The sequence below is a fragment of the Rhodanobacteraceae bacterium genome (genome assembly GCA_024234055.1).
GTDB lineage: Bacteria > Pseudomonadota > Gammaproteobacteria > Xanthomonadales > SZUA-5 > JADKFD01.
Genome location: JACKOW010000017.1, coordinates 38,471 through 59,511 on the forward strand (window position 1 = coordinate 38,471; position 21,041 = coordinate 59,511).

The following is a 21,041-nucleotide window of genomic DNA, read 5'->3' on the forward strand; positions in this document are numbered from 1 at the left end:
TAATGTGACCGTTCACTCCCTTGTCAGGCCTCTTCCATTGCGCACATCAGGGGATGTTGATGGGCACGGGAGAAAGCGTTGACCTGGGCCACCTTGGTATCTGCCACGTCGCGTGTGAACACGCCGCACACGCCCTTGCCCTGGGTGTGCACATGCAGCATCACACGGGTCGCGTTTTCCCGCGACATGGCAAAAAACGTCTCCAGCACGATGACCACGAACTCCATCGGCGTGTAGTCGTCGTTCAGGATCACCACCTTGAACATCGGTGGCTTTTCCAGTTCCGGACGCGATTCCTGGACCAGCAGGTCCTGATCGTCGCGCAGATCGGTTTTAGAGTCCTCGCTCATGGCGTCAGATTGCGCATCCGCTGCATACACTAGATGCTAGACAGTATATCCAGCTGAACCGCCTGTCGCCGGTCAGTGTGCACTTCAGACCTTCAGCCAACGAAGATGACTCCCGAGATTTCGCTGCCGCGCATCACCGTAGCCGCCATTGTGCCCGATGGCGATCGCTATCTCCTGGTCGAGGAGCGCAGCGAGGGCCAGACCGTGCTCAACCAGCCCGCCGGCCACCTGGATCCCGGCGAAACCCTGATCGCCGCCGTGATCCGGGAAACCCTGGAGGAGAGCGCCTGGGATGTGGAGCCGGCGGGACTGATCGGCATCTACCAGCTGGTTCTGCCCCACGTGCACTATGTGCGCATGGCCTTCCTCTGCCACCCGCTCCGGCACCATCCAGAGCGCGCTCTGGACACCGACATCCTGCGCACGCACTGGATGACCCGCGCCGAGCTCGCCAGCGGTGCCATCGCCCATCGCAGCCCACTGGTGCTGCGCTGCATCGACGATCACCAGCAAGGCCGTCTGTGGCCGCTGGAGCAGATTGTGGAGCCGGTACGGTGAAGCGGTTGTCGGTTGCCGGTTGTCAGTTGTCGGTAGGGCGGAACCCGCCCACGAGATCATCTGCTTGTGCGACACGCTCACACAGGCGGATTCCGCCATCGGCGAAGCAGCAGGACAACGGCCACGCCATCGAACCGCGGCTGAGCAGGCATGTGCGTCGGGGCAGCTGCGTGCAGGAACGTAAGGTGGAAGCGCCGCAGGCGATTCCACCTTGGCAGGATTCTCGCGGGTCGGGTTGGCGGAATCCGCTGCGTGGGTTCCGCGCTGCGGCCCTGCCTTCCAGCAACCGACAACCGACAGCCGTCAACCGATGAACAGCCCGCGCGTATTGGTCGGCCTATCCGGGGGCGTCGATTCCTCGGTGACCGCCTTGCTGTTGAAGCAGGCCGGCCGCGAGGTCGGCGGCTTGTTCATGAAGAACTGGGAAGAGGACGATGCCAGCGGCGTCTGTCCCGCCGAAGCCGATGCCGCAGATGCCCGTGCCATTGCCGAGCTGCTGGGCATTCCCTTCCACGGTCGCAACTTCGCGGCCGAGTATTGGGACGGCGTGTTCGAGCACTTCCTGGCTGAACTGAAGGCCGGGCGCACCCCGAATCCAGACATCCTCTGCAACCGCGAGGTCAAGTTCAAGACCTTTGTGGAGCATGCCGAGGACCTGGGCTACGAGCGCATCGCCACTGGCCACTACGCCCGGCTCCGTCAGCGCAACGGCCTGGTTCAACTCTTGCGCGGCGCCGATTCGAACAAGGATCAGAGCTATTTCCTGCATGCGCTGGATCAGCAACAGCTGGGCGTGGCCGAATTCCCGATCGGCCATCTGGCCAAGCCCGAGGTGCGGCGCCTCGCTACCGAGGCCGGCTTGCCTACCCACGCCAAGCGTGACTCCACCGGCATCTGCTTCATCGGCGAACGCAATTTCGACCCCTTCATCGCCCGTTATCTGGCGCCCGATCCCGGCCCCATGCGCACGCCCGAGGGCGAACTCATCGGCGAGCACCGCGGACTGCATTTCTACACTGTCGGCCAGCGCGGCGGCCTCAATATCGGCGGCCGCAAGGGTGGCAGCGGCGAGCCTTGGTTCGTGGCGGCCAAATCAGTGTCCGACAACACCTTGATCGTGGTCCAGGGCGACCACCCGGCCCTCTACGGCCAGCGCCTGCAGACCGAGGCCGTCAACTGGATCGCGGGCGAAGCACCATCCACTGCGTTTCGCTGCACCGCCAGAATTCGCTATCGACAGCAGGATCAGGACTGCCTGGTGCGGGTAATGGATCCGGTTTTCGGCACCGTCGAGGTGCAGTTCGACCAGCCACAACGCGCGATCACCGCCGGCCAGTCGGTGGTCTTCTACCAGGGCGAAGTGTGCCTGGGCGGCGGCGTGATTGCGCTGAGCGATGGCTATCTGGGCGGCTTGCCGGCCGTGTAGGAGCGACCTTGCGTCGCGACCAGTCCCGCGGTCCAATCGCAGCAGTGCGTGCGCGAATTCGCGACGAAAGGCATTCAACGCGGAGAACGCAGAGACACGCGGAGAACGCAGAGAAAACAACGATTGCCTCTGCCTTTCTGAGTGTTCTCTCTGCTTTTCCTCTGCGTTCTCTGCGAAAGGATCTTGACTGCAGCCCACCTCGTTTCCCGGTTTTCGCGAGGCAAGACCGGTCGCGACGCGAGGTCGCTCCTACCGATCGCGGACGAAGTCCGCTCCCACAGGCGGCGAGGCGATCGCGGACGAAATCCGCTCTCACAAGCGGCGCGGGCGATCGCGGACGAAGTCCGCTCCCACAGGCGGCGCGGGCAATCGCGGACGAAGTCCGCTCCCACAGGGGGCGTGCTTACAGGCGGAACTTGTCGCCGAGGTAGACCTCGCGCACCTTGGGGTGGGCCAGGATCTGCTTGGGGCTGCCTTCGGCCAGCACCTGGCCGGCGTTGAGCACATAGGCGCGGTCGCAGATGTCCAGGGTTTCGCGCACATTGTGATCGGTGATCAGCACGCCGATGCCACGCTGCTTGAGGTGGTCGATGGCTTCCTGGATCTCGCCGACCGAGATCGGATCGACGCCAGCAAAGGGCTCGTCGAGCATGATGAAGCGTGGCTTGGCGGCCAGCGCCCGGGCGATCTCGACGCGGCGGCGCTCACCGCCGGAAAGGCTTTGCCCCAATTGTCCACGCAGATGGGTGACCTGCAGCTCTTCGAGCAGGGACTCCAGCACCACGGTGCGGCCGCGCTTGGTCAGATCCTTGCGCATCTCCAGCACCGCCAGCAGATTGTCCTCGACGCTGAGGCGCCGGAATACCGAGGGCTCCTGCGGCAGATAACCGATGCCCATGCGGGCGCGGTCAGACATCGACAGCGGCGTGATGTCACGACCGTCGAGCTCGATGCGACCGTGATCGGCGGCGATCATGCCAACGATCATGTAGAAGCAGGTGGTCTTGCCGGCACCATTCGGCCCGAGCAGACCAACGACTTCGCCCACGCTCAAATGACAGGACACACCGCGGACCACATCGCGGCCGCGATAGCGCTTGCTCAGCGATTCGACCACCAGCATGCGCGCTTAGCCAACCTGATCGTTGCGAGCGAATGCGGGACTTGCGTCCGGCATCGGCAGCACCATTCCGGACTTGGGCGCTTCGTCCTTGGCCTTGTCGGCATCCGCCGGCTTGGGTGCCTTCGGCGGTATCACCAGCTGCACGCCACCGCTGACGCCCTCACCGGCCGCCAGTCGACCGGTCTTGACCGAATAGGTGACGCGTTCTGAACGCAGCGTGCCCTGAGGCCGTTCCAGAATCACGTTGCCGCTGAGATCAACCGACTCCTCGGCCAGCTTGTAGTCGATGGTGCTGGCGCTGGCATTGAGCTCGCCGCCGCCGGTCATGGTCTGCTTGAGTGTGGCGGGTGCGCCGGTCAGCAGTGCCCGCGACACCTCGCCCTTGTCCTGGGTGATGTCGGCCCGTGCCGCCTTGACCACCAGCGAGCCCTGGACGATGCGCACATTGCCGGTCAACACCGTGGTGTTGGTATCCATGCCAGCTTCAAACCGGTCCGAGTTGATCTGCATCGGCTGTTCGCGGTCGGATTCCAGCGCCGCCAGCGGACTGCTCGCCGCCAGCAACAGCAGGGCGACACCGCGAAGATCAGGAACGTTTGCGTTTCGGAACATATTCACCTTCCACCTGGCTACGGAGCAGGAAGCGATCTTGCTTGAGATCGGCACGCAGGCCAACGCCCTTGATCTCACTTCCGGGACTGATGATTTCGACGGCATCATCGCTGCTGGCGACGCGCTCGTCGATGCCGAATTCGATGTGTTCCGAACGGATCGTGACCGGCGCACGCTCGGCCTTGGTGCCCTCCAGCACCACCTGCTGCTCCAGCCACAGCCGATTCCTGGCCACATCCAGCCGTCCGGTCAGCGACTTTCCGTTCCAGCGGGCACCGTCGGCGCTGACCACATCGAACAGGGGCGATTCGATCAGATACTCGTCGCTGCGCCGCGGGCTGCTGATACGCGGGCTGATCAGTACCAGATTGGGCTTGCCCTGATCGTCGTAGACGCGCATCTCAACCGTGCGGATCTCGTTGTCCTGACGTGCATTGGCCGTTGCCGGCGCCGGCGGCGGCTCCGGCGCAAACCAGCGGATCAGGCCGTAACTGGCCAGCGAGGTCAGCAGCAGCACGACCGCCCACAGTCGACCGCGTTCAGGCGTCACGGCGCAGCGCCTAGATAAGGCGCGAGCAGCGCCTCGAACTTGCCCTGCGAGCGCAGCAGCAGTTCGGCAAATTCTCGCACCGCACCACCGCCGGCGGGCTTGCCCGCCACCCAGAGGGCACGATCCAGCACCTCGGGCGACGCCTCGGCCACGGTAGCCGGGAGATGCACGCGGCTGAGGATGCCCAGATCCGGCAGATCGTCACCCATGTAGGCGGCGTCATTCCAGCTCAGGCCCTGATCCCGGGCAATCTGCTCGAACAGCGGCATCTTGTCGCGCACACCCAGGTGCACATGGGCCACACCCAGCTCGCCCAAGCGGCGCTCGGTGGCGGCGCTGGCACGGGCGCTGATGACCACGGTAATGATGCCCGCCTGCTGCAGCAGCTTCAGGCCCAGCCCATCATGGACATGGAAGGCCTTGGCCTCGGACCCGTCATTGCCGTAGAGCAGACGACCGTCGGTGAGTACGCCGTCGACATCGAAGCCGACGATACGGATGGCGCTTGCGCGTTTGGCCAGCTGCGCTTCCGGCGTGCTCATCAGATCACGCGGGCCCGCAGCAGATCATGGAAATTCAGCGCGCCGACCAGGCGTCCGTCCTCGTTGACCACCAGCAGGCCATTGATCTTGTGCGCTTCCATCATCTGCGCGGCCTCGATCGCCATCTTGTCGGCACTGATGGTGCGCGGATTGGGCGACATCAGTTTCGACACCGGCGTTGCCCGCAGATCCACCCGCTCATCGTCGAGCGTGCGTCGCAGATCGCCATCGGTGAACACGCCGACCAGGCGATCGTCGGCATCGGCGATCGCGGTCATGCCGAGATTCTTGCGCGACATTTCCATCAAGGCCTCGGTCACGCTGGCTTCGGGCGTGACCCGGGGGATGTCCTTGCCGGTATGCATGACATCGCTGATGTGCACCAGCAGGCGCCGCCCGAGCTGCCCGGCCGGATGCGACGCGGCAAAGTCGTCTGAAGTGAATCCGCGGGCTTCCAGCAGGGCAATGGCCAGGGCATCGCCCATGACCAGCGCCGCCGTGGTGCTGGCGGTGGGCGCCAGCCCGAGCGGGCAGGCTTCTTCGCTGACGGCCACGTCCAGATGCACATCGGCCTGGCGTGCCAGGCTGGAGCGCTCGTTGCCGGTCATGGCAATCAACGGCACATTCTTGCGCTTGACCACCGGCAGGATCATCAGCAACTCGTCAGTTTCACCCGAGTTGGACAGCGCCAGCACCAGATCCTTGGGGGTGATCATGCCGAGATCGCCATGGCTGGCCTCGGCCGGATGCACGAAGAAGGCCGGCGTGCCGGTGCTGGCCAGCGTAGCCGCAATCTTGCGGGCGATGTGCCCGGACTTGCCCATGCCACTGACGACCACCCGGCCCTCGCAATCCAGCATCAGCTGGCAGGCACGGGTGAAGGCGCCATCGACACGCGCTGCCAGGGCGCCGATGGCCGCGGCCTCGATTTCGATGACTCGGCGACCGGCATCAGCGATCGCGGCAGACGGCAGACCATTGGCCGACCGTGAAACAATGGCATTCATGCAGTTTCCAGCCGTTAAACTGTTCGATTCTCTATTCGAGCGGCTTCCGATAGCATCGGCGCCCCTTTCTGGGGCTCGCGCCCCGAATCGGTCCGAAGTCTACACCCCGGGCAGCTGAACCCAAGGGAACCACCCGGGCACAGGCACCCGGGGCACGACTTATCGGTACTCGAACACCTCCGACCAGGGAAGAACGCCATGAATGCCGAGACTGTCCAAGCGATGATTGCCGCCGGAATGCCGCAGGCCAAGGTCAGCGTTGAAGGCGCCGACGGCGTGCACTTCGAGGCACTGGTGATCGCCTCCGAATTCGCAGGATTGCGCCCGCTGCAACGCCATCGGCGGGTGTATGAAACACTGGGCGACAAGCTCGGCGGAGAAATCCACGCGCTGGCGCTGAAAACCTTCACGCCCGAGGAATGGGCAGCGCGCGGCTAAGACGGCCGCGTGCAAGCACTGAAAAGGAACTACTGATGGCCAAGATCATCGTCGAGGGCGGCGTACCGCTGAATGGTGAAGTCTGGATTTCCGGCGCCAAGAATGCGGTGCTGCCGATATTGTCGGCCACGCTGCTGGCCGATGGCCCCTGCGTGATCGGCAATGTGCCGCATCTGCATGACGTCACCACGACGATGGAATTGCTCGGCCAGATGGGTGTGGAACTGGTGGTCGACGAGCGCATGCACATTCATGCCGATCCGACCAAGGCAACGTCCTGCTTTGCCCCCTACGATCTGGTCAAGACCATGCGCGCCTCGATCCTGGTGCTGGGTCCGCTGGTGGCCCGCTTCGGCCATGCCGAAGTATCGCTGCCGGGCGGCTGCGCCATCGGCACGCGCCCGGTGGATCTGCACATCAAGGGTCTGGAGGCGCTCGGCGCCGAGATCACCGTCGAAAACGGCTACATCAAGGCCAAGGCCAAGCGCCTCAAGGGTGCGCGCATCGTGCTCGATCTGGTCACCGTGACCGGCACCGAGAACATCATGATGGCCGCGGCGCTGGCGCACGGCACCACCATCATCGAGAACGCCGCCCAGGAGCCGGAAGTGGTCGATCTGGCCAATTTCCTGATCGAAATGGGTGCGCATATCGAAGGCGCCGGCAGCAACACCATCACCGTGCACGGCGTCGAGACGCTGCGCGGCTGCACCTACGATGTGCTGCCCGATCGCATTGAAACCGGCACCTTCCTGGTGGCCGGCGCCATCAGCGGCGGCCGCGTGCTGCTCAAGCGCGCCCGTCCGAAAACGCTGGATGCGGTGCTGCAGAAACTGGAAGACACCGGCGCGCACATGAACGTCACCGAGGACTCGATCGAGCTCGACATGCGCGGCAACCGCCCCAAGGCGGTGTCGGTGACGACCGCGCCCTACCCGGCTTTCCCGACCGACATGCAGGCGCAGTTCACGGCACTGAATTCGGTAGCCGAAGGCGTGGGCATGGTCACCGAGACCGTGTTCGAAAACCGCTTCATGCACGTGCAGGAACTGCGCCGTCTGGGCGCCGACATCCGCCTGCACGGCAATACCGCAGTCGTGACCGGCGTGCCCAGCATGACCGGCGCACCGCTGATGGCCACCGACCTGCGCGCCTCGGCCAGCCTTGTGCTGGCGGGCCTGGCCGCCGGCGGCGAAACCGTCATCGACCGCGTGTATCACATCGACCGCGGCTACGAGTGCATCGAAGAGAAGCTCGGGGCGCTGGGCGCCAGGATCCGGCGATTGCCGAACTGAGGGTTGTCGGTTGTTGATTGTCGTTTGCTGGTTGCTCTCTGTGGGAGCGGACTCTGTCCGCGATCTTCAAAGGCTTCGCGGACAGAGTCCGCTCCCACAGGGGTGCAAGCCCCTGGAAGGGCCCGACGACCGTAGGAGCGACCTCGCGTCGCGACCGCTGTTGTCAGGCCACCGCGCGACAGATCTGCGCCAGAGTGCTGGTGTAGAGAATCTTAAACGCGGAGAACGCGGAGAGTCGCAGAGAACGCAAAGAGAAGAGTTGATTCAAATTGCTTCCGCTCTACTTTGCGTCCTCTCTGCTTTTCCTTTGCGTCCTTTGCGACCTGCTTTTCTCCACCAACCACCTCAGCCAGCGGTTTTCGCCAGAGCGGGCGGAACGGGAGTCGCGCCGCAAGGGCGCTCCTACCGGGCACAGGCTTTGCCGTGACAACCTACGCGGCGGAATCCGCCTGCATGCTGTTTCGCAAGCACTGGAGCGCCTCGCGGGCGGGCTCCGCCCTACTGGTAACTCTGCAGCACGCTGGAGATGCGTTCGCCGTCGGGTTCGGTCTGCTCGACCTTGACCGGCAGGTAGCCCATGCTGGCGGCGTGCCAGCTGGTGGTCTTGCGATCGGCGTTCTCACGCATGCGCTCGACGCGAACGGCCTTGACCTTGCCTCCGGCGGTTTCCACGTCTTCTTCGCCGACGACCAGGAAACGCCAGCTTTCGACCTTACCCTTGCTGGCCACCGGCAGATCGAAGACCGAACCGGCCTCGGTCTGGCTGGCCAGGCGCTCGGCGATCCCGAGTACGACGGCGTGCTTGTCGAACACCGGCCGCACCAAAGAGTAGTTCCAGGACTTGTCGCCTTCACTCTCGGACACGCTGCCATCGGCGCCCACGCTGAGCTGACGCTTGCGATGACGGCCGACCATGTCCTGCTGGTAAGAATAGCTCTGGGTGGTCAGACCGTGGTCCGACTCGACCAGCTGTGAGCGTTCTTCGATACTGACGCCGAGGAATCCAGCCAGACCCTTCTGTCCCTCGGTGCGGCTGACGAACAGCCACTGCCCCGGTGCCGGCGCCGACAGCCGCATGTCCATGGTCCCGAGCGCCTTGTCATTGCGGCTCACTGCGAAACGCGCTTCGAAAGCCTCGAGCGCGCTGGCGCTGTTGCAGGCCGAGGCCAGCAGCAGGGTCATTCCCAAAAAGTGTGAAGACTTCATCAGCAATCAGGCGTGCGTGAGATTGGACGTGCATTCCAGCCCCTGGCGCATGAATGCGCGCTTATCGGGGTCATGGCGGTTGTCGGTTGTCGGTTGTTGGTTCCAGAGGAAGCGGCGTACCCCAGAACCGAGATCGCGAGTTGTTGATGCGTCATTGCGAGCGTAGCGAAGCAATCCAGAAGCACGGCCTCAGAAGCACTGGATTGCTTCGTCACTGCGCTCCTCGCAACGACGCATCAACAAGCTACGAAATGGGTTCATGGACAGCGTAGCGCAGAAATGCAGAAGCACAGCCGCAGCGCGGCGCCCTCCACTGCAGCCGCAACTACCGCTGCAGAGGCTCGCCAATCATTTGCCCATCCACCGCTATCTGATCGCCATCCAGCCGCACGCGGCGCTCGGCAAAGAGCCGCACCGCAGCGACCAGCAGGCGATGCTCCAGCGGCAACAGCCGTGTCGCGAGCGCATCCGGGGTGTCGCCGGGCAGGATCGGCAATCGTGTCTGCATCAACACCGGACCGCCATCCAGCACCGGGGTCACGAAATGGACGCTGGCGCCATGCTCGCGCTCGCCGGCCTCGATCGCTCTGGCATGCGTGTGCAGCCCCTGGAACTTGGGCAGCAGGGAGGGATGGATATTGATCAGCCGACCGCGCCAGCGCTCCACCGTCGGCGCCGTGAGCACGCGCATGAATCCGGCCAGAACGACCAGTTCGGCACCGCTCTCCGCGACTGCATCAAACAGGGCTGCCTCGAAGCTCGCCTTGTCCGGATAGCTCTTCGGGCTGAAGCTCGCCGTGGGAATGGCTGCCGCTGTTGCCCTGGCCAGACCCGGCGCATCGGCACGGTCAGCAAAGGCGCCGACCAATGAGATCGGCAGATCCTGCACGGCGGCTTCGATCAGCGCGGCGAGGTTGCTGCCCCGCCCCGACAACAGCACCGCAACTCGGAGCTTCTCAATCGATGCGGACACGGGCGGCCTCGCCGGCGTGCTCGCTGACTTCACCGATATCGTAGGCCGAAAGCCCCAGGGCTTGCAGGCGCTCGATCGCGGCAGCCACCGATTCGACCGGCAGGACAAGCACGAAGCCGATGCCGCAATTGAAGGTGCGCCACATCTCGCTGCGCGCCACCTGACCGGCCTGCATCAACCACTGAAAGATCGCCGGTTCCGGCCAGCGCGAGCTGTCGACCTGAATGCCCAGGCCTTCGGGGATCACGCGGATGATGTTTTCGGTCAAGCCGCCGCCGGTGATGTGCGACATGGCGGCGATCGGCAGGTCAGCCAGCAGCGACAGCACCGGTTTGACATAGAGCTGGGTCGGCGCCATCAGATGATCAGCCAGCGGACGGCCGTTCAGCTCGGTGTTCAGGTCGGTGCCGGCGCGGGCCAGGATCCGCCGGATCAACGAATAACCATTCGAGTGCGGTCCGGAACTGGCAATGCCGACCAAGCGCTGACCGGCGCGCACGGCGCTGCCATCGAGCATCTTCGAGCGTTCGACCAGGCCCACGCAGAAGCCGGCCAGATCGTATTCGCCGGGCGGGTACATATCGGGCATCTCGGCGGTTTCGCCGCCCACCAGGGCGCAGCCCGATTCCTCGCAACCACGGGCGATACCGGCCACCACCGACGCCGCCACATCGACTTCCAGCTTGCCCGTGGCGAAATAGTCCAGAAAGAAGATGGGCTCCGCGCCCTGCACCAGCACATCATTGACGCACATGGCCACCAGATCGATGCCGATGGTGTCATGGCGGCCAAGTTGATGAGCCAGACGCAGCTTGGTGCCGACGCCGTCGGTGCCCGAGACCATCACCGGCTCCTTGAAGCGCTCCAGCGGTACCCGAACCGAGGCCCCAAAACCGCCGACGCCGGCCAGCACTTCCGGGCGCATGGTGCGGCGCACGGCCGGCTTGATGCGCTCCACCAGCGTGTTGCCGGCATCGATATCGACCCCGGCATCGCGGTAGGTCAGTGGCTTGTTCTCGCTCATCGGCTTGTACCATCTGCGTGAAGCCGCGAAGCATACGGGCACGGCTGAAGAAACCGAAGCTCGCCGTGGCCTGGGCCAAGCCTCGTCTGAATGCATCTGTGCCTGCCATACTTGGCGTATCAGAACTTTGCGGTTGAGCTGTGCATGCGCCGGATTTGGTTGATTGGATTGTTGCTGTCACTGATGGCGCCCCTGGCCGCCTCCGATGTCTATACCGGCGAAGTGCCGGTCTCCGGACAGGATGAAGCGGCCCGCAAGGTAGCTATGACCGAAGCGCTGAAACAGGTGCTGGTCAAGGTCTCGGGCGACCCCTCGGCGGCGCAGCGTGCCGAGGTACAGGCGGCGCTGGCCAATCCCGAGCCGCTGATCCAGGCCTTTTATTACCGGCAGGACATCGATCGTTCTGGCCCCACACCGGCGCTGAAGCTCTATTACGCCGCAAATTTTGAACCGCGGGCGATCAACAAGCTGGTCAGCTCCAGCGGTCTGGCACGGTGGGCGCGCGAGCGGCCCACACTGATGGTCTGGGTGGTGGGTGATTCCGGCACCGATTTTCTCGGCAGCAGCCAGCTGGCGCCGCTGTTGCGCCGTGGCAGCGAGCGCGGCATCGAACTCAAGGCGGCACTGATCGGCGGTGAAGATGCGCCCTCGGTCATTGATGTCGAACGCGGCAAGGTGTCCTCACTGCGCAGTGTCGCCAGCCGTTTTGGCGCTCCGGGTGTACTGGCGGGTCGTTTGTACGCGACCGCAGACGGCGTGGTCGGTCGCTTCGCCTATGGCGACGGCGAGCGCGAAGAGAGTTTCGAGGTTCGGGGATCCGACAGCGACTCGGCCCTGCGTGCAGTGGCAGACGAGACCGCCAACCGATTGGCCGCACGCTATGCTTTCGCCGCCGCTGACAGCACCCCTGCGCAGGTGTCGGCGGTGGTCCGTGGGCTGCGCTCCGCCAGTGATTTTGCCCGGGTGTACGCCTACCTGGAATCGCTGTCCGTGGTTCGGGAAATCCATCTCAGCACTGCGGCGGCGGATTCCATGAGCCTTGATCTGACGGTTGCCGGGGGTCAGGAGCGGCTGCGGCAGATCCTGCCGATGAGCGATCTGCTGAGCGTGGCCGGAGACAGCAGCGACGGCGCCGTCGTGCTCGATCTGCGCTGAATGGATGGGCCGGATGCCTGATCTCAGCCGCTCCAGATTGCGCCATCTGCCGAATGCCCTGTCGGTGTTGCGGCTACTGATGGCGTTGCCCATCGCCTTGCTGGTGGTGTACGACGAAAGCGTGCTGGCCATGGCATTGTTCATCACGGCGGGCGCCACCGATGGCATCGACGGCTGGCTGGCCAAACGCTACCACTGGCAATCACAGCTGGGCGGCTGGCTGGATCCGCTGGCCGACAAGGCACTGGTGCTGTCGGTATGCGTCGCGCTGACCGCACACGGCGATCTGCCCTACTGGTTGCTGGGGCTGATTGCCATCCGCGATCTGGTCATCGTCAGCGGCGCCGTGGCTTTCCATTTCAACTATGCGCCGTTGCATGCGGCGCCGACCATCGTCGGCAAGATCACCACCGCGGCGCTGTTGCTGCTGGTGGTACTGCTGCTGTGGCAGAACGTTCAGGCGCAGATACCGACCTGGCTGATCGAGACGCTGATCCTGGCCTGTGCAGGATTGCTGCTGGTCAGCGGCGTCGACTACGTGCGCCGCTGGAGTATCAAGGCGCGACGAATCGGGGATAGGCACTCATGACCATGACCCACCGCTGGCAACTGCTGGCCATCCTGTTCGGCATCGGCCTGCTGCTGTACCTGCTGGGCCCCATCCTCACGCCCTTTGCGATGGCCGCGTTGCTGGCCTATCTGGGTGATCCGCTGGTCGATAGACTGCAGGCGCGGGGTCTGGGTCGCAGTGCTGCGGTGTCGATCGTGTTTGCGGTCATGACCCTGCTGCTGCTGCTGATGCCGCTGATCCTGATTCCGCTGCTGGAAGCCCAGATCAGCATCCTGGTGGAGAAGCTGCCGCTGTACATCGGCTGGGTCCGCGAACGCCTGATGCCCTTCCTGGTGGAGCATCTGGGCGTCGATCCGGAACTGTTCAGCACCGATCAGATCGTGGCCATGCTGAAGTCGCACTGGCAGCAGGCCGGCGGCATAGCGGCCACGGTCATTGCCTCGGTGTCCAAATCCGGCCTGGCCATCATCGGCTGGATCATGAATCTGCTGCTGATTCCGGTGGTGAGCTTCTATTTCCTGCGCGACTGGGACTTGATGATCGAGCGCGTGCGCGAACTGCTGCCGCGCACGGTCGAAGCGCGGGTGGTCAACATCGCCCGGCAATCGGACGAAGTGCTGAGCGCCTTCCTGCGCGGACAGATCGCGGTGATGCTGGCGCTGGGACTGATCTACTCCATTGGCTTGTGGCTGGCCGGACTGAAACTCGCCTTCCTGATCGGCATGAGCGCCGGGCTGCTGAGCTTCGTGCCTTATCTGGGCAGCATTCTCGGCGTCGGCGGTGCCGTCATCGCTGCGCTGGTCGAGCATCGCGACCTCATTCATGTGGTCTACGTGCTGGCCGTCTTCGGTGTCGGCCAGACACTGGAAGGCTTCGTACTCACGCCCTGGCTGGTCGGTGACCGCATCGGCCTGCATCCGGTCGCCGTGATCTTCGCCATTCTCGCCGGCGGCCAACTGTTCGGCTTTATCGGCATCCTGCTGGCCCTGCCCGTCACCGCCGTGCTGATGGTGGTGCTGCGTCATGTTCATGAGCAATATGTCGCCAGCGACCTTTACCGCGAGGGCTCAAAGTCAGCAGCCGCTTCAGATTCGGCTCCGGCTTCGGCTCTGGACTCGGCTTCCAATCCGACACCGACACCGGCCTCTGATCCGACACCAGTTTCTGACCCGACCCCCGCTCCTGATCGGACACCCGCTGCAACGCCGACACCCGCTCCGATGGCGCCAGCCAAAGCCAAGGCCTCGCGCCGCAAACCATCGAAGCCCAAGCCCCGATGAGCCAGATGCCATTGGCGCTGGGCGGACTGGGCGCACCGGATTTCGACCGATTCTGGTCTGGCAACGACCACTTATTGCTGGCCCGCCTGCGGGCGCTCGCGGACCATCCGGGTACCTCGCAGGTGCTGCTGGGCGGTGCGCCCTCGTCGGGCAAGACGCATCTGCTGATGGCCTGCTGCGACGCCGCGCGCGCCGCCGGCCACAGCGCAGCCTACCTGCCCCTGGCGCGACTGCAGCTGGATTCACCTGGCGAGCCACTGGACGCGGAACTGGTGGCCATCGACGATGTTGGACTGGCGCTCGGCAACCATGCCCTGGCGGAATGGCTGTTCGCCGAAATCAATCGTCAGCACGATCGTCAGCGCGCCCTGCTGCTGGCGCTGGGCAGTGAACACGATCTCTCGGCAGCCTTGTTGCCGGACCTGTCCTCACGCCTGGCGCGCTCGGAGATGCTGCGCATCGAGCGCCACGATGACGAGGCGCGCAAGGCCATTCTGATGCACCGCGCCGAGCACGCCGGCATGCCGCTGGACGAGGCCGCAGCCGACTATCTGCTGCGGCACCACAGTCGCGATCTGCGCACCCTGCTGCAGACCCTCGCCAACCTCGACCGCGAAGCCTTGGCCCGCGGCCGCCGCATCACCGTACCGCTGCTGAAGGACGTGTTGGCGTAGGGCGGAATCCGCCCGCGTGCTTGGCCGCGGTCGTAAGGGCTGAGGCAGGCGGGTTCCGCCCTACTTCTGGAGCGATCGCGGACAAAGTCCGCTCCCACAACCCACAACCCACAACCCACAACCCACAACCAGCAAAAGCTCAGCGCTCGATCAGTTCCACGCCTTCCATGCCGGCCGACAGGGTATGGGCATCGCCGCCCTGGGCCAGCTTGATGCGCAAACGCACCTCGTTGGCGGAATCGGCGTGGCGCAGCGCGTCTTCGTAGCTGATCTCGCCGGCCTGATAGAGCTCGAACAGGCTCTGATCGAAGGTGCGCATGCCAAGGTTGGTCGATTCCTTCATGACGTCCTTGAGCTTGTGCACCTCACCCTGACGGATGTAGTCCTGCACCAGCGGCGTACCGAGCAGCACTTCCATGGCCACGCGACGACCCTTGCCGTCCGGCGTCGGAATCAGCTGCTGGGCGACGATGCCCTTCAGATTCAGCGACAGATCCATCAACAGCTGCGGGCGACGGTCTTCCGGGAAGAAGTGCAGGATGCGATCGATGGCCTGGTTGGCGTTGTTGGCATGCAGCGTGCACAGGCACAGATGGCCGGTCTCGGCGAAGGTGATGGCGTGATCCATGGTCTCGCGGGCGCGCACCTCACCGATCAGGATGACGTCCGGGGCCTGACGCAGCGTGTTCTTCAGCGCCAGTTCGAAGCTGTCGGTATCGATGCCGACTTCGCGCTGCGAGATGATGCAGCCCTCGTGCTTGTGCACGAATTCGATCGGGTCTTCGATGGTGATGATGTGACCGGTGGAATTCTGGTTGCGATAACCCAGCATTGCCGCCAGTGAGGTCGACTTGCCGGTACCGGTGGCGCCGACAAAGATGATCAGGCCACGCTTGGTCATGGCCAGCGTTTTCAGGATCGGCGGCAGGCTGAGTTCGTCCAGCGTCGGGATCTTGGTCTCGATGCGACGCAGCACCATGCCCACCTGATTGCGCTGATAGAAACAGCTGACGCGGAATCGGCCCACACCTTGCAGGCTGATGGCGAACTGGCACTCGTGGGTCTTCTCAAACTCCTCGCGTTGCGAGGGTGTCATGACCGAGAGCACCAGATCACGGCTTTGCTGTGGCGTCAGTGCGGCCTGGGTGATCGGCGCGATGCGGCCATGCACCTTCATTGAAGGTGGCACACCCGCGGTGATGAACAAATCCGACGCCTTCTTGTGCACCATCAGCTTCAAGAAGGAATTGAAGTCGATACTCATCTCGTACCCTCCGCGAATTGGAGCGCAATCGGCACCCGCCAGCGCTCAATTGTGCCTGAAGCTGCCATCGCTGTCTGCGGAACTTTTGGCGATCCCGGTGCGCCTTTGCGACTCTGGGCAGACATGCGGTAACGCATTGTTTTACAGGACCAACATGAAGGGGCAGGGGGCTGGTGTCCAACCTCGACGCATGATCTGAGGGTGCCGCGACCTGGGTCCCCTGCCCGTTGCCCCCTGCCCCCTGTTTGATGCGCAAACAAGCGCACCGCCAATGGCGACCGGGACTCAAGGGTGATCACGGGCACGCCCCGTCAGGGCGGGCTTTCATTGCTCTCGCGATCCCAGGCCGGGACGAAGTCATCGGGTGGCGTGGCCGGCAGCTTCTGTGCCTTGACCAGGGCACGGGCGACGCTGATTTCGTTGGCACCGGGCTGGCTCCAGAACTGACGCCATTGGGCAAAACTGATCGGCTGGCCCGGGCCCACCCGCTGCAGGCCACGCTCCACCAGCCAGGCCAGTTCGCGTCGCTGCGCCTGCGTACGCCCGGCGCCTTCGGTTCCCGGCTTGTACAGCTGTTCCTGCAGCGCCAGTCCCAGCGAGCGCGGCACGATGGAATCGCTGTGCTCGACCATGGTCCTGGAGAGCTTGCGGCAATGATCCAGCCAGGGATGCTCGTCGGCATTGCCGCCGCACCACCATTGGGCTGCCACCAGATAGGGCATGGCCATGGCGCTGGCGATGCCCACGGCCATGATCACCGGAAGGTCTTTGCGGGAAACGCCGTCGTAGGCGGGCAGACTGCTGGTATCAGGCCAGTCCTCCGGCAGAGGCACCCGCCCGAAGGCCTTCAGCAGCATCTGCATGGAGCTGGCGAAATGGGTATCGAAGCGCTTGGCCGCGGCCGCCTTGGCCAGCATTTCGGTAGCGACGGGGATGGCACCGGGCTCGCCACGCGGCGGCAAGGCGCCCAACCAGACCACGGCATTGTCGGGTTCGAGTTGCTGCAGGTGCGCGGTCATGGCCATACGCTCGCGCGCCACCGCCTCGGCATTGCTGCGATCGACCGTCGGCGGATCGAGAATGGCCCAGAAAACCAGTGTGGCGTCGTCCTTGCCATCCGCCAGCGCCTGATTCAACAGCGCCTGTCCGCGCGCCAGCATGGCTTCGGACCGCGCAGCATCCTGGCTGTTGTTCATGGCCGAGCCGACCAGCATCAAGCCGGCTATCCAGCGTTCTCGAGGGGCCTTGCTGGCCGCCAACAGTTCGATGGCCGAATCGGCGTAACCGGCCATGGACTGCTCCAGCTGCTGGCTGACGCTGGCCTCGTCGGCCGCCGGCTGCGGCGCGGCCTGCAACGGCAAGGCCGTCCACACCAACACCGCCACTGAACACAGCCAGGCCAGACGTGTCCGCGTGCCGCGCCTGACCCGGTTCAGCGGCGTCAGTGGCCTCATGTCTCGAACAGACGCTTGTCTTTGGCGTAGGTCATCGCCTGCTGGCGCGTGACCAGACCACGCTTGACCAGATCCTGCAGGCACTGATCGAGCGTTTGCATGCCGTAGTTGGCGCCGGTCTGGATCGAGGAATACATCTGCGCCACCTTGTCCTCGCGGATCAGGTTGCGAATGGCCGGGATGCCGACCATGATTTCGTGCGCCGCGATACGGCCGCCGCCGACCTTCTTCATCAGCGTCTGCGCAATGACCGCGCGCAGCGACTCCGACAGCATCGAACGCACCATCGGCTTTTCGCCGGCGGGGAACACGTCGATGATGCGATCGATGGTCTTGGCCGCCGAACTGGTGTGCAGCGTACCGAAGACCAGATGGCCGGTTTCGGCCGCGGTCAGCGCCAGACGGATGGTTTCCAGATCGCGCAACTCGCCGACCAGGATGTAGTCGGGATCCTCACGCAGGGCTGATCGCAGCGCCTCATTGAAGCCATGGGTGTTGCGATGCACTTCGCGCTGGTTGATCAGACACTTGTTCGAGGTGTGCACGAACTCGATCGGGTCTTCGACCGAGAGCAGATGCGCGTATTCATTCTTGTTGATGTGATCAAGCATGGCCGCCAGGGTGGTCGACTTGCCTGAACCGGTAGGTCCCGTCACCAGGATCAGCCCCTGCGGATAGTCGATCAATTCCTTGAACACCTTGGGTGCGGCCAGGTCTTCCAAGGACAGGATTTCGGAAGGAATCGTACGGAACACCGCCGCGGCGCCGCGATTCTGGTTGAAGGCGTTGACACGGAAGCGCGCCAGTCCGGGAATCTCGAAGGAGAAATCGATCTCGAAGAATTCTTCGTAGTCGCGGCGCTGCTTGTCCGACATGATGTCGTAGATCAGCCCATGGACCGATTTGTGGTCCAGCGCCGGGATGTTGATGCGCCGGACATCGCCGTCTACACGGATCATCGGCGGCAGGCCTGCCGACAGATGCAAGTCCGAAGCCTTATTCTTGACGCTGAATGCCAATAGTTCGGCGATATCCATGACTGCCCCTTGCCTCACACGTGTGCTGGTCGAGTATAGCCACGTCACCACCCGGAACTGCGCACCATGACCACCCGCTTGAGTGACCGATTGGACACGCTGACCCGAAACATCCGGGCAGCGGCGCCCTCGGGCCTGGCCACGCTGGTCGCCGTCAGCAAGACTCAGCCGGCCTCGGCGGTCGCCGAGGCCTATGCGCTGGGACAGCGCGTGTTCGGCGAGAACTACGTCCAGGAAGCCCTGGCGAAGATGCGCGAACTGCGAGACAGCTGCCCGGAGATCGAGTGGCATCTGATCGGCCCGCTGCAATCGAACAAGTGCCGCGAAGTTGCCGAGCACTTCGACTGGCTGCAGACACTGGACCGGGCCAAGCTGATTCCGCTGCTGGCTCGGTTTCGTCCGGCGAACCTGGATCCGCTCAACGTGCTGATCCAAGTCAACATCGATGACGAGGACAGCAAGTCCGGCTGCGCGCCTGAGCAGATCGCGGAATTGGCGCGGGCCGTTGCCGGATCGCCCGAACTCCAGCTGCGCGGGCTGATGTCGATCCCCAAACCGTGGCCGGGGCTGGAACAGCGGCGGGACAGCTTCAGACAGTTACGCCAGCTGTTTGGGCGTTTGAAACAGGACTTTCCTCAGATCGACACGCTGTCGATGGGCATGAGCGACGATTTTGAACTGGCGCTGGAACAAGGTGCGACCATGGTTCGAGTCGGATCTGCGCTGTTTGGAGCCAGACCGAAGCCCGGCGGCTGAGCCTGAGCAGGCCCGGCCGCCCCTGCGGGAGCGGACTCTGTCCGCGAAACCAACGCCTGCTGTGGGAGCGACTTCAGCCGCGATCCGGCAATGCGGCATGCTGCGACCCTGATCGCGGGCAGAGCCCGCTCTCACCAAACATATCGTAGATCATTGATTTGGATATAAAACGGGCCGTGAACAGGGAGTCTCGGAAACACCCCATCGCGGCGTCATTGCGAGGAGCGCAGCGACGAAGCAATCCAGTGCTTCTCACAGTTCGATTCTGGATTGCTTCGCTGCGCTCTCCATGAACCCATATCGCAAGTTGTTGATTTGCTGTTGTAGGTCACGTTGCTCGCGTAGCGAGCTACGTGACGCAATTCGATGTCACGTAGTCCGCTGACGCGGACAACATGACCTACGACACCGGGTTCATGGCCCGTGGGCAGTTTCAGGCCGGAACAGGCGGCTCGCAATGACGCCCCTGTTTGATGCGCGACCAGGCGCACCGCCAAGGGCGATCGGGACTCTCACAGTCGCGACGCAAGGTCGCTCCTACAGTGGCGAGCCTGTTTTCTCGCAGGTCGTCAGTACTGCCGCGCCGGCAGTGGCACACTGCAGACGTCGATATGGCCGGCCGGCTGCTTGTACCACTCGTCACGGCGATTACGGCGGGCTTCTATCAGATCCTGAAAGCGCGGCGTATCGGTACGCAACAACTCGATACGGCTGCGCTCGGCCTCCGGCAGATCAGCGGCCACCCGCACCTTGCGGATGGCAATGCGCTGTTCGGGCTGCTCGTAGAAGCCCATCGGCGCCGGCCCGCGCGGCAGGCTGGACAGCAACTCCATGCCCTGTATGACCCGGCCCGCCACAGTGATATTGCGATCCAGCTGTCGGGGCGCATGACCGATGACCACATACAGCTCGGTGCCGCCGCCGGAGTTCACATCGTTGTCCCGGCCCACCCCGAGCGTGCCGTAGCAGTGCGTCAACCAGGCGCGCTGCAAGCCGGGATCGCGCGCTGCCGGGAATCCGCCAACAAATCCGGTCTGCGCCGCATAGCCGTCGCCATCGGGCAGCACGGTGAACTTGAGATCAGTGCTGGCGCTGCGGGTGAATTCCGCTGCCAGCTGTCGCTCCCCGGCGGTCAGTGCTTTGCGGGCCGCTTCGTCTTCGGCTTGGGGATCGCCCCATTGCACGACGAAATTGTCCTGCACGCGCAGGATCGCCAGGCCGTCGTAGTAACCAGAGCGCGCCAGTGTCAGGATGTTCGCCACATGCCGGGGCGCGAAGTCGGGCGCCAGTTCGATCACCACGCGCCCGGAGTCCAGCTCCAGATAAAGCGTGTGCTTGGGGTCGGGTCGTCGCCAGTCGCCGGGCTGGCTGGCCTCCAGCACTTCAGCCATCGTCAGGCCCGCACACGCTGCCTTTGCTGCTGACACCTGACAAGATCCGGGGCGGAAATCGAACTGCTGCCGCCCTTCGGCCGGATCGAGCGCCGACACCGCGGCGTGCAGACCCGAGGCATCGCGCCAGTACTCGATGCGCTGCGGGAAATCGTGATCGGGATTGCTGAACACGATGCGCTCATCGGCTGAATCGGTCAGGGCGAAATCGGTGGCCGATTGGCCACCGGGCTGGGCCCGGTAGAACCAGTTGCCGTCCTCGGCTTCGATTCGCAGAAACTCGAATCCGGTCAGGCGGCCATTCTGGAAGCTTCGAGCCACGGCATACATGCGACCACCCTCGGCGCCGGTCCAA

The 21,041-nt window shown here is 64.1% G+C and carries 22 protein-coding genes; 9 read left to right on the forward strand and 13 right to left on the reverse strand.

What is annotated here, in order from left to right; translation table 11 throughout:
* Positions 1–23: 23 nt before the first annotated feature.
* Complete coding sequence (clpS, locus tag H7A19_18825; protein ID MCP5476888.1) at positions 24–350, reverse strand: ATP-dependent Clp protease adapter ClpS; 327 nt, start codon at positions 348–350, stop codon at positions 24–26.
* A 105-nt stretch (positions 351–455) separates the two neighbouring features.
* On the opposite strand from clpS, the gene H7A19_18830 reads away from it, so the two are divergent.
* Together H7A19_18830 and mnmA are read left to right on the forward strand one after the other, a co-directional pair.
* The gene (locus H7A19_18830) at positions 456–908 is read left to right on the forward strand and encodes an NUDIX hydrolase (GenBank protein ID MCP5476889.1); all 453 of its coding nucleotides are present in this window, start codon (positions 456–458) and stop codon (positions 906–908) included.
* A gap of 310 nt (positions 909–1,218) precedes the next feature.
* The gene (mnmA, locus tag H7A19_18835; protein MCP5476890.1) at positions 1,219–2,334 is read left to right on the forward strand and encodes a tRNA 2-thiouridine(34) synthase MnmA; all 1,116 of its coding nucleotides are present in this window, start codon (positions 1,219–1,221) and stop codon (positions 2,332–2,334) included.
* 403 nt (positions 2,335–2,737) lie between these two features.
* Here the strand turns inward: mnmA and lptB are convergent, their stop codons facing one another.
* From lptB to H7A19_18860, 5 genes are read right to left on the reverse strand one after another with little or no spacing between them, the layout of a single operon-like run.
* The gene (gene lptB, locus H7A19_18840) at positions 2,738–3,457 is read right to left on the reverse strand and encodes an LPS export ABC transporter ATP-binding protein (GenBank protein MCP5476891.1); all 720 of its coding nucleotides are present in this window, start codon (positions 3,455–3,457) and stop codon (positions 2,738–2,740) included.
* Between the two features lie 6 nt (positions 3,458–3,463).
* A complete protein-coding gene (gene lptA / locus H7A19_18845; protein ID MCP5476892.1) occupies positions 3,464–4,069 on the reverse strand; it encodes a lipopolysaccharide transport periplasmic protein LptA in 606 nt (201 codons plus the stop codon).
* A complete protein-coding gene (gene lptC, locus H7A19_18850) occupies positions 4,044–4,619 on the reverse strand; it encodes an LPS export ABC transporter periplasmic protein LptC (GenBank protein MCP5476893.1) in 576 nt (191 codons plus the stop codon). Before lptC ends, lptA begins: the two co-directional genes overlap by 26 nt.
* Entirely contained in the window at positions 4,616–5,161 is a 546-nt protein-coding gene (locus H7A19_18855) for a hypothetical protein (protein ID MCP5476894.1), read from the reverse strand. The genes lptC and H7A19_18855 overlap by 4 nt, the downstream gene beginning before the upstream one ends.
* Positions 5,161–6,168 (reverse strand): KpsF/GutQ family sugar-phosphate isomerase, encoded by a 1,008-nt coding sequence (locus H7A19_18860; GenBank protein MCP5476895.1) that lies wholly within the window; start codon positions 6,166–6,168, stop codon positions 5,161–5,163. Before H7A19_18860 ends, H7A19_18855 begins: the two co-directional genes overlap by 1 nt.
* Before the next feature lie 198 nt (positions 6,169–6,366).
* On the opposite strand from H7A19_18860, the gene H7A19_18865 reads away from it, so the two are divergent.
* Positions 6,367–6,606, forward strand: coding sequence for a BolA/IbaG family iron-sulfur metabolism protein (locus H7A19_18865; protein ID MCP5476896.1), 240 nt, complete (start codon positions 6,367–6,369; stop codon positions 6,604–6,606).
* 35 nt (positions 6,607–6,641) lie between these two features.
* Positions 6,642–7,901, forward strand: a complete 1,260-nt coding sequence (gene murA / locus H7A19_18870; protein MCP5476897.1) for a UDP-N-acetylglucosamine 1-carboxyvinyltransferase — start codon at positions 6,642–6,644, stop codon at positions 7,899–7,901.
* Positions 7,902–8,399: 498 nt separating this feature from the next.
* Here the strand turns inward: murA and H7A19_18875 are convergent, their stop codons facing one another.
* The 3 genes from H7A19_18875 to purM all read right to left on the reverse strand — a co-directional run bounded on the left by H7A19_18875 (position 8,400) and on the right by purM (position 11,104).
* On the reverse strand, positions 8,400–9,107 hold the full coding sequence (locus H7A19_18875) for a DUF3108 domain-containing protein (GenBank protein MCP5476898.1): 708 nt from the start codon (positions 9,105–9,107) through the stop codon (positions 8,400–8,402).
* Positions 9,108–9,432: 325 nt separating this feature from the next.
* Positions 9,433–10,068: a phosphoribosylglycinamide formyltransferase gene (locus tag H7A19_18880; GenBank protein ID MCP5476899.1), complete on the reverse strand. Its 636-nt coding sequence runs from the start codon at positions 10,066–10,068 to the stop codon at positions 9,433–9,435.
* On the reverse strand, positions 10,064–11,104 hold the full coding sequence (gene purM / locus H7A19_18885; protein MCP5476900.1) for a phosphoribosylformylglycinamidine cyclo-ligase: 1,041 nt from the start codon (positions 11,102–11,104) through the stop codon (positions 10,064–10,066). Before purM ends, H7A19_18880 begins: the two co-directional genes overlap by 5 nt.
* A gap of 144 nt (positions 11,105–11,248) precedes the next feature.
* On the opposite strand from purM, the gene H7A19_18890 reads away from it, so the two are divergent.
* The 4 genes from H7A19_18890 to H7A19_18905 are packed head-to-tail and all read left to right on the forward strand — an operon-like array spanning position 11,249 to position 14,784.
* A complete protein-coding gene (locus tag H7A19_18890) occupies positions 11,249–12,259 on the forward strand; it encodes a DUF2066 domain-containing protein (protein ID MCP5476901.1) in 1,011 nt (336 codons plus the stop codon).
* Between the two features lie 13 nt (positions 12,260–12,272).
* A complete protein-coding gene (locus H7A19_18895) occupies positions 12,273–12,848 on the forward strand; it encodes a CDP-alcohol phosphatidyltransferase family protein (protein MCP5476902.1) in 576 nt (191 codons plus the stop codon).
* A complete protein-coding gene (locus tag H7A19_18900) occupies positions 12,845–14,110 on the forward strand; it encodes an AI-2E family transporter (GenBank protein MCP5476903.1) in 1,266 nt (421 codons plus the stop codon). The genes H7A19_18895 and H7A19_18900 overlap by 4 nt, the downstream gene beginning before the upstream one ends.
* On the forward strand, positions 14,107–14,784 hold the full coding sequence (locus H7A19_18905; GenBank protein MCP5476904.1) for a DnaA regulatory inactivator Hda: 678 nt from the start codon (positions 14,107–14,109) through the stop codon (positions 14,782–14,784). Before H7A19_18900 ends, H7A19_18905 begins: the two co-directional genes overlap by 4 nt.
* Positions 14,785–14,923: 139 nt before the next feature.
* Here the strand turns inward: H7A19_18905 and H7A19_18910 are convergent, their stop codons facing one another.
* The 3 genes from H7A19_18910 to H7A19_18920 form a co-directional block, all read right to left on the reverse strand.
* Positions 14,924–16,048 carry a PilT/PilU family type 4a pilus ATPase gene (locus H7A19_18910; GenBank protein MCP5476905.1) on the reverse strand — a complete coding sequence of 375 codons (1,125 nt, stop codon included), beginning with the start codon at positions 16,046–16,048 and terminating at the stop codon, positions 14,924–14,926.
* Between the two features lie 311 nt (positions 16,049–16,359).
* Positions 16,360–17,502: a hypothetical protein gene (locus H7A19_18915; GenBank protein MCP5476906.1), complete on the reverse strand. Its 1,143-nt coding sequence runs from the start codon at positions 17,500–17,502 to the stop codon at positions 16,360–16,362.
* Positions 17,499–18,539, reverse strand: a complete 1,041-nt coding sequence (locus H7A19_18920) for a type IV pilus twitching motility protein PilT (GenBank protein ID MCP5476907.1) — start codon at positions 18,537–18,539, stop codon at positions 17,499–17,501. Before H7A19_18920 ends, H7A19_18915 begins: the two co-directional genes overlap by 4 nt.
* Positions 18,540–18,605: 66 nt before the next feature.
* Here H7A19_18920 and H7A19_18925 point away from each other — a divergent pair, with 66 nt between their 5' ends.
* On the forward strand, positions 18,606–19,295 hold the full coding sequence (locus H7A19_18925) for a YggS family pyridoxal phosphate-dependent enzyme (GenBank protein MCP5476908.1): 690 nt from the start codon (positions 18,606–18,608) through the stop codon (positions 19,293–19,295).
* 569 nt (positions 19,296–19,864) lie between these two features.
* Here H7A19_18925 and H7A19_18930 read toward each other — a convergent pair.
* Positions 19,865–20,686 carry a peptidylprolyl isomerase gene (locus H7A19_18930; protein ID MCP5476909.1) on the reverse strand — a complete coding sequence of 274 codons (822 nt, stop codon included), beginning with the start codon at positions 20,684–20,686 and terminating at the stop codon, positions 19,865–19,867.
* Positions 20,687–21,041 lie beyond the last annotated feature (355 nt).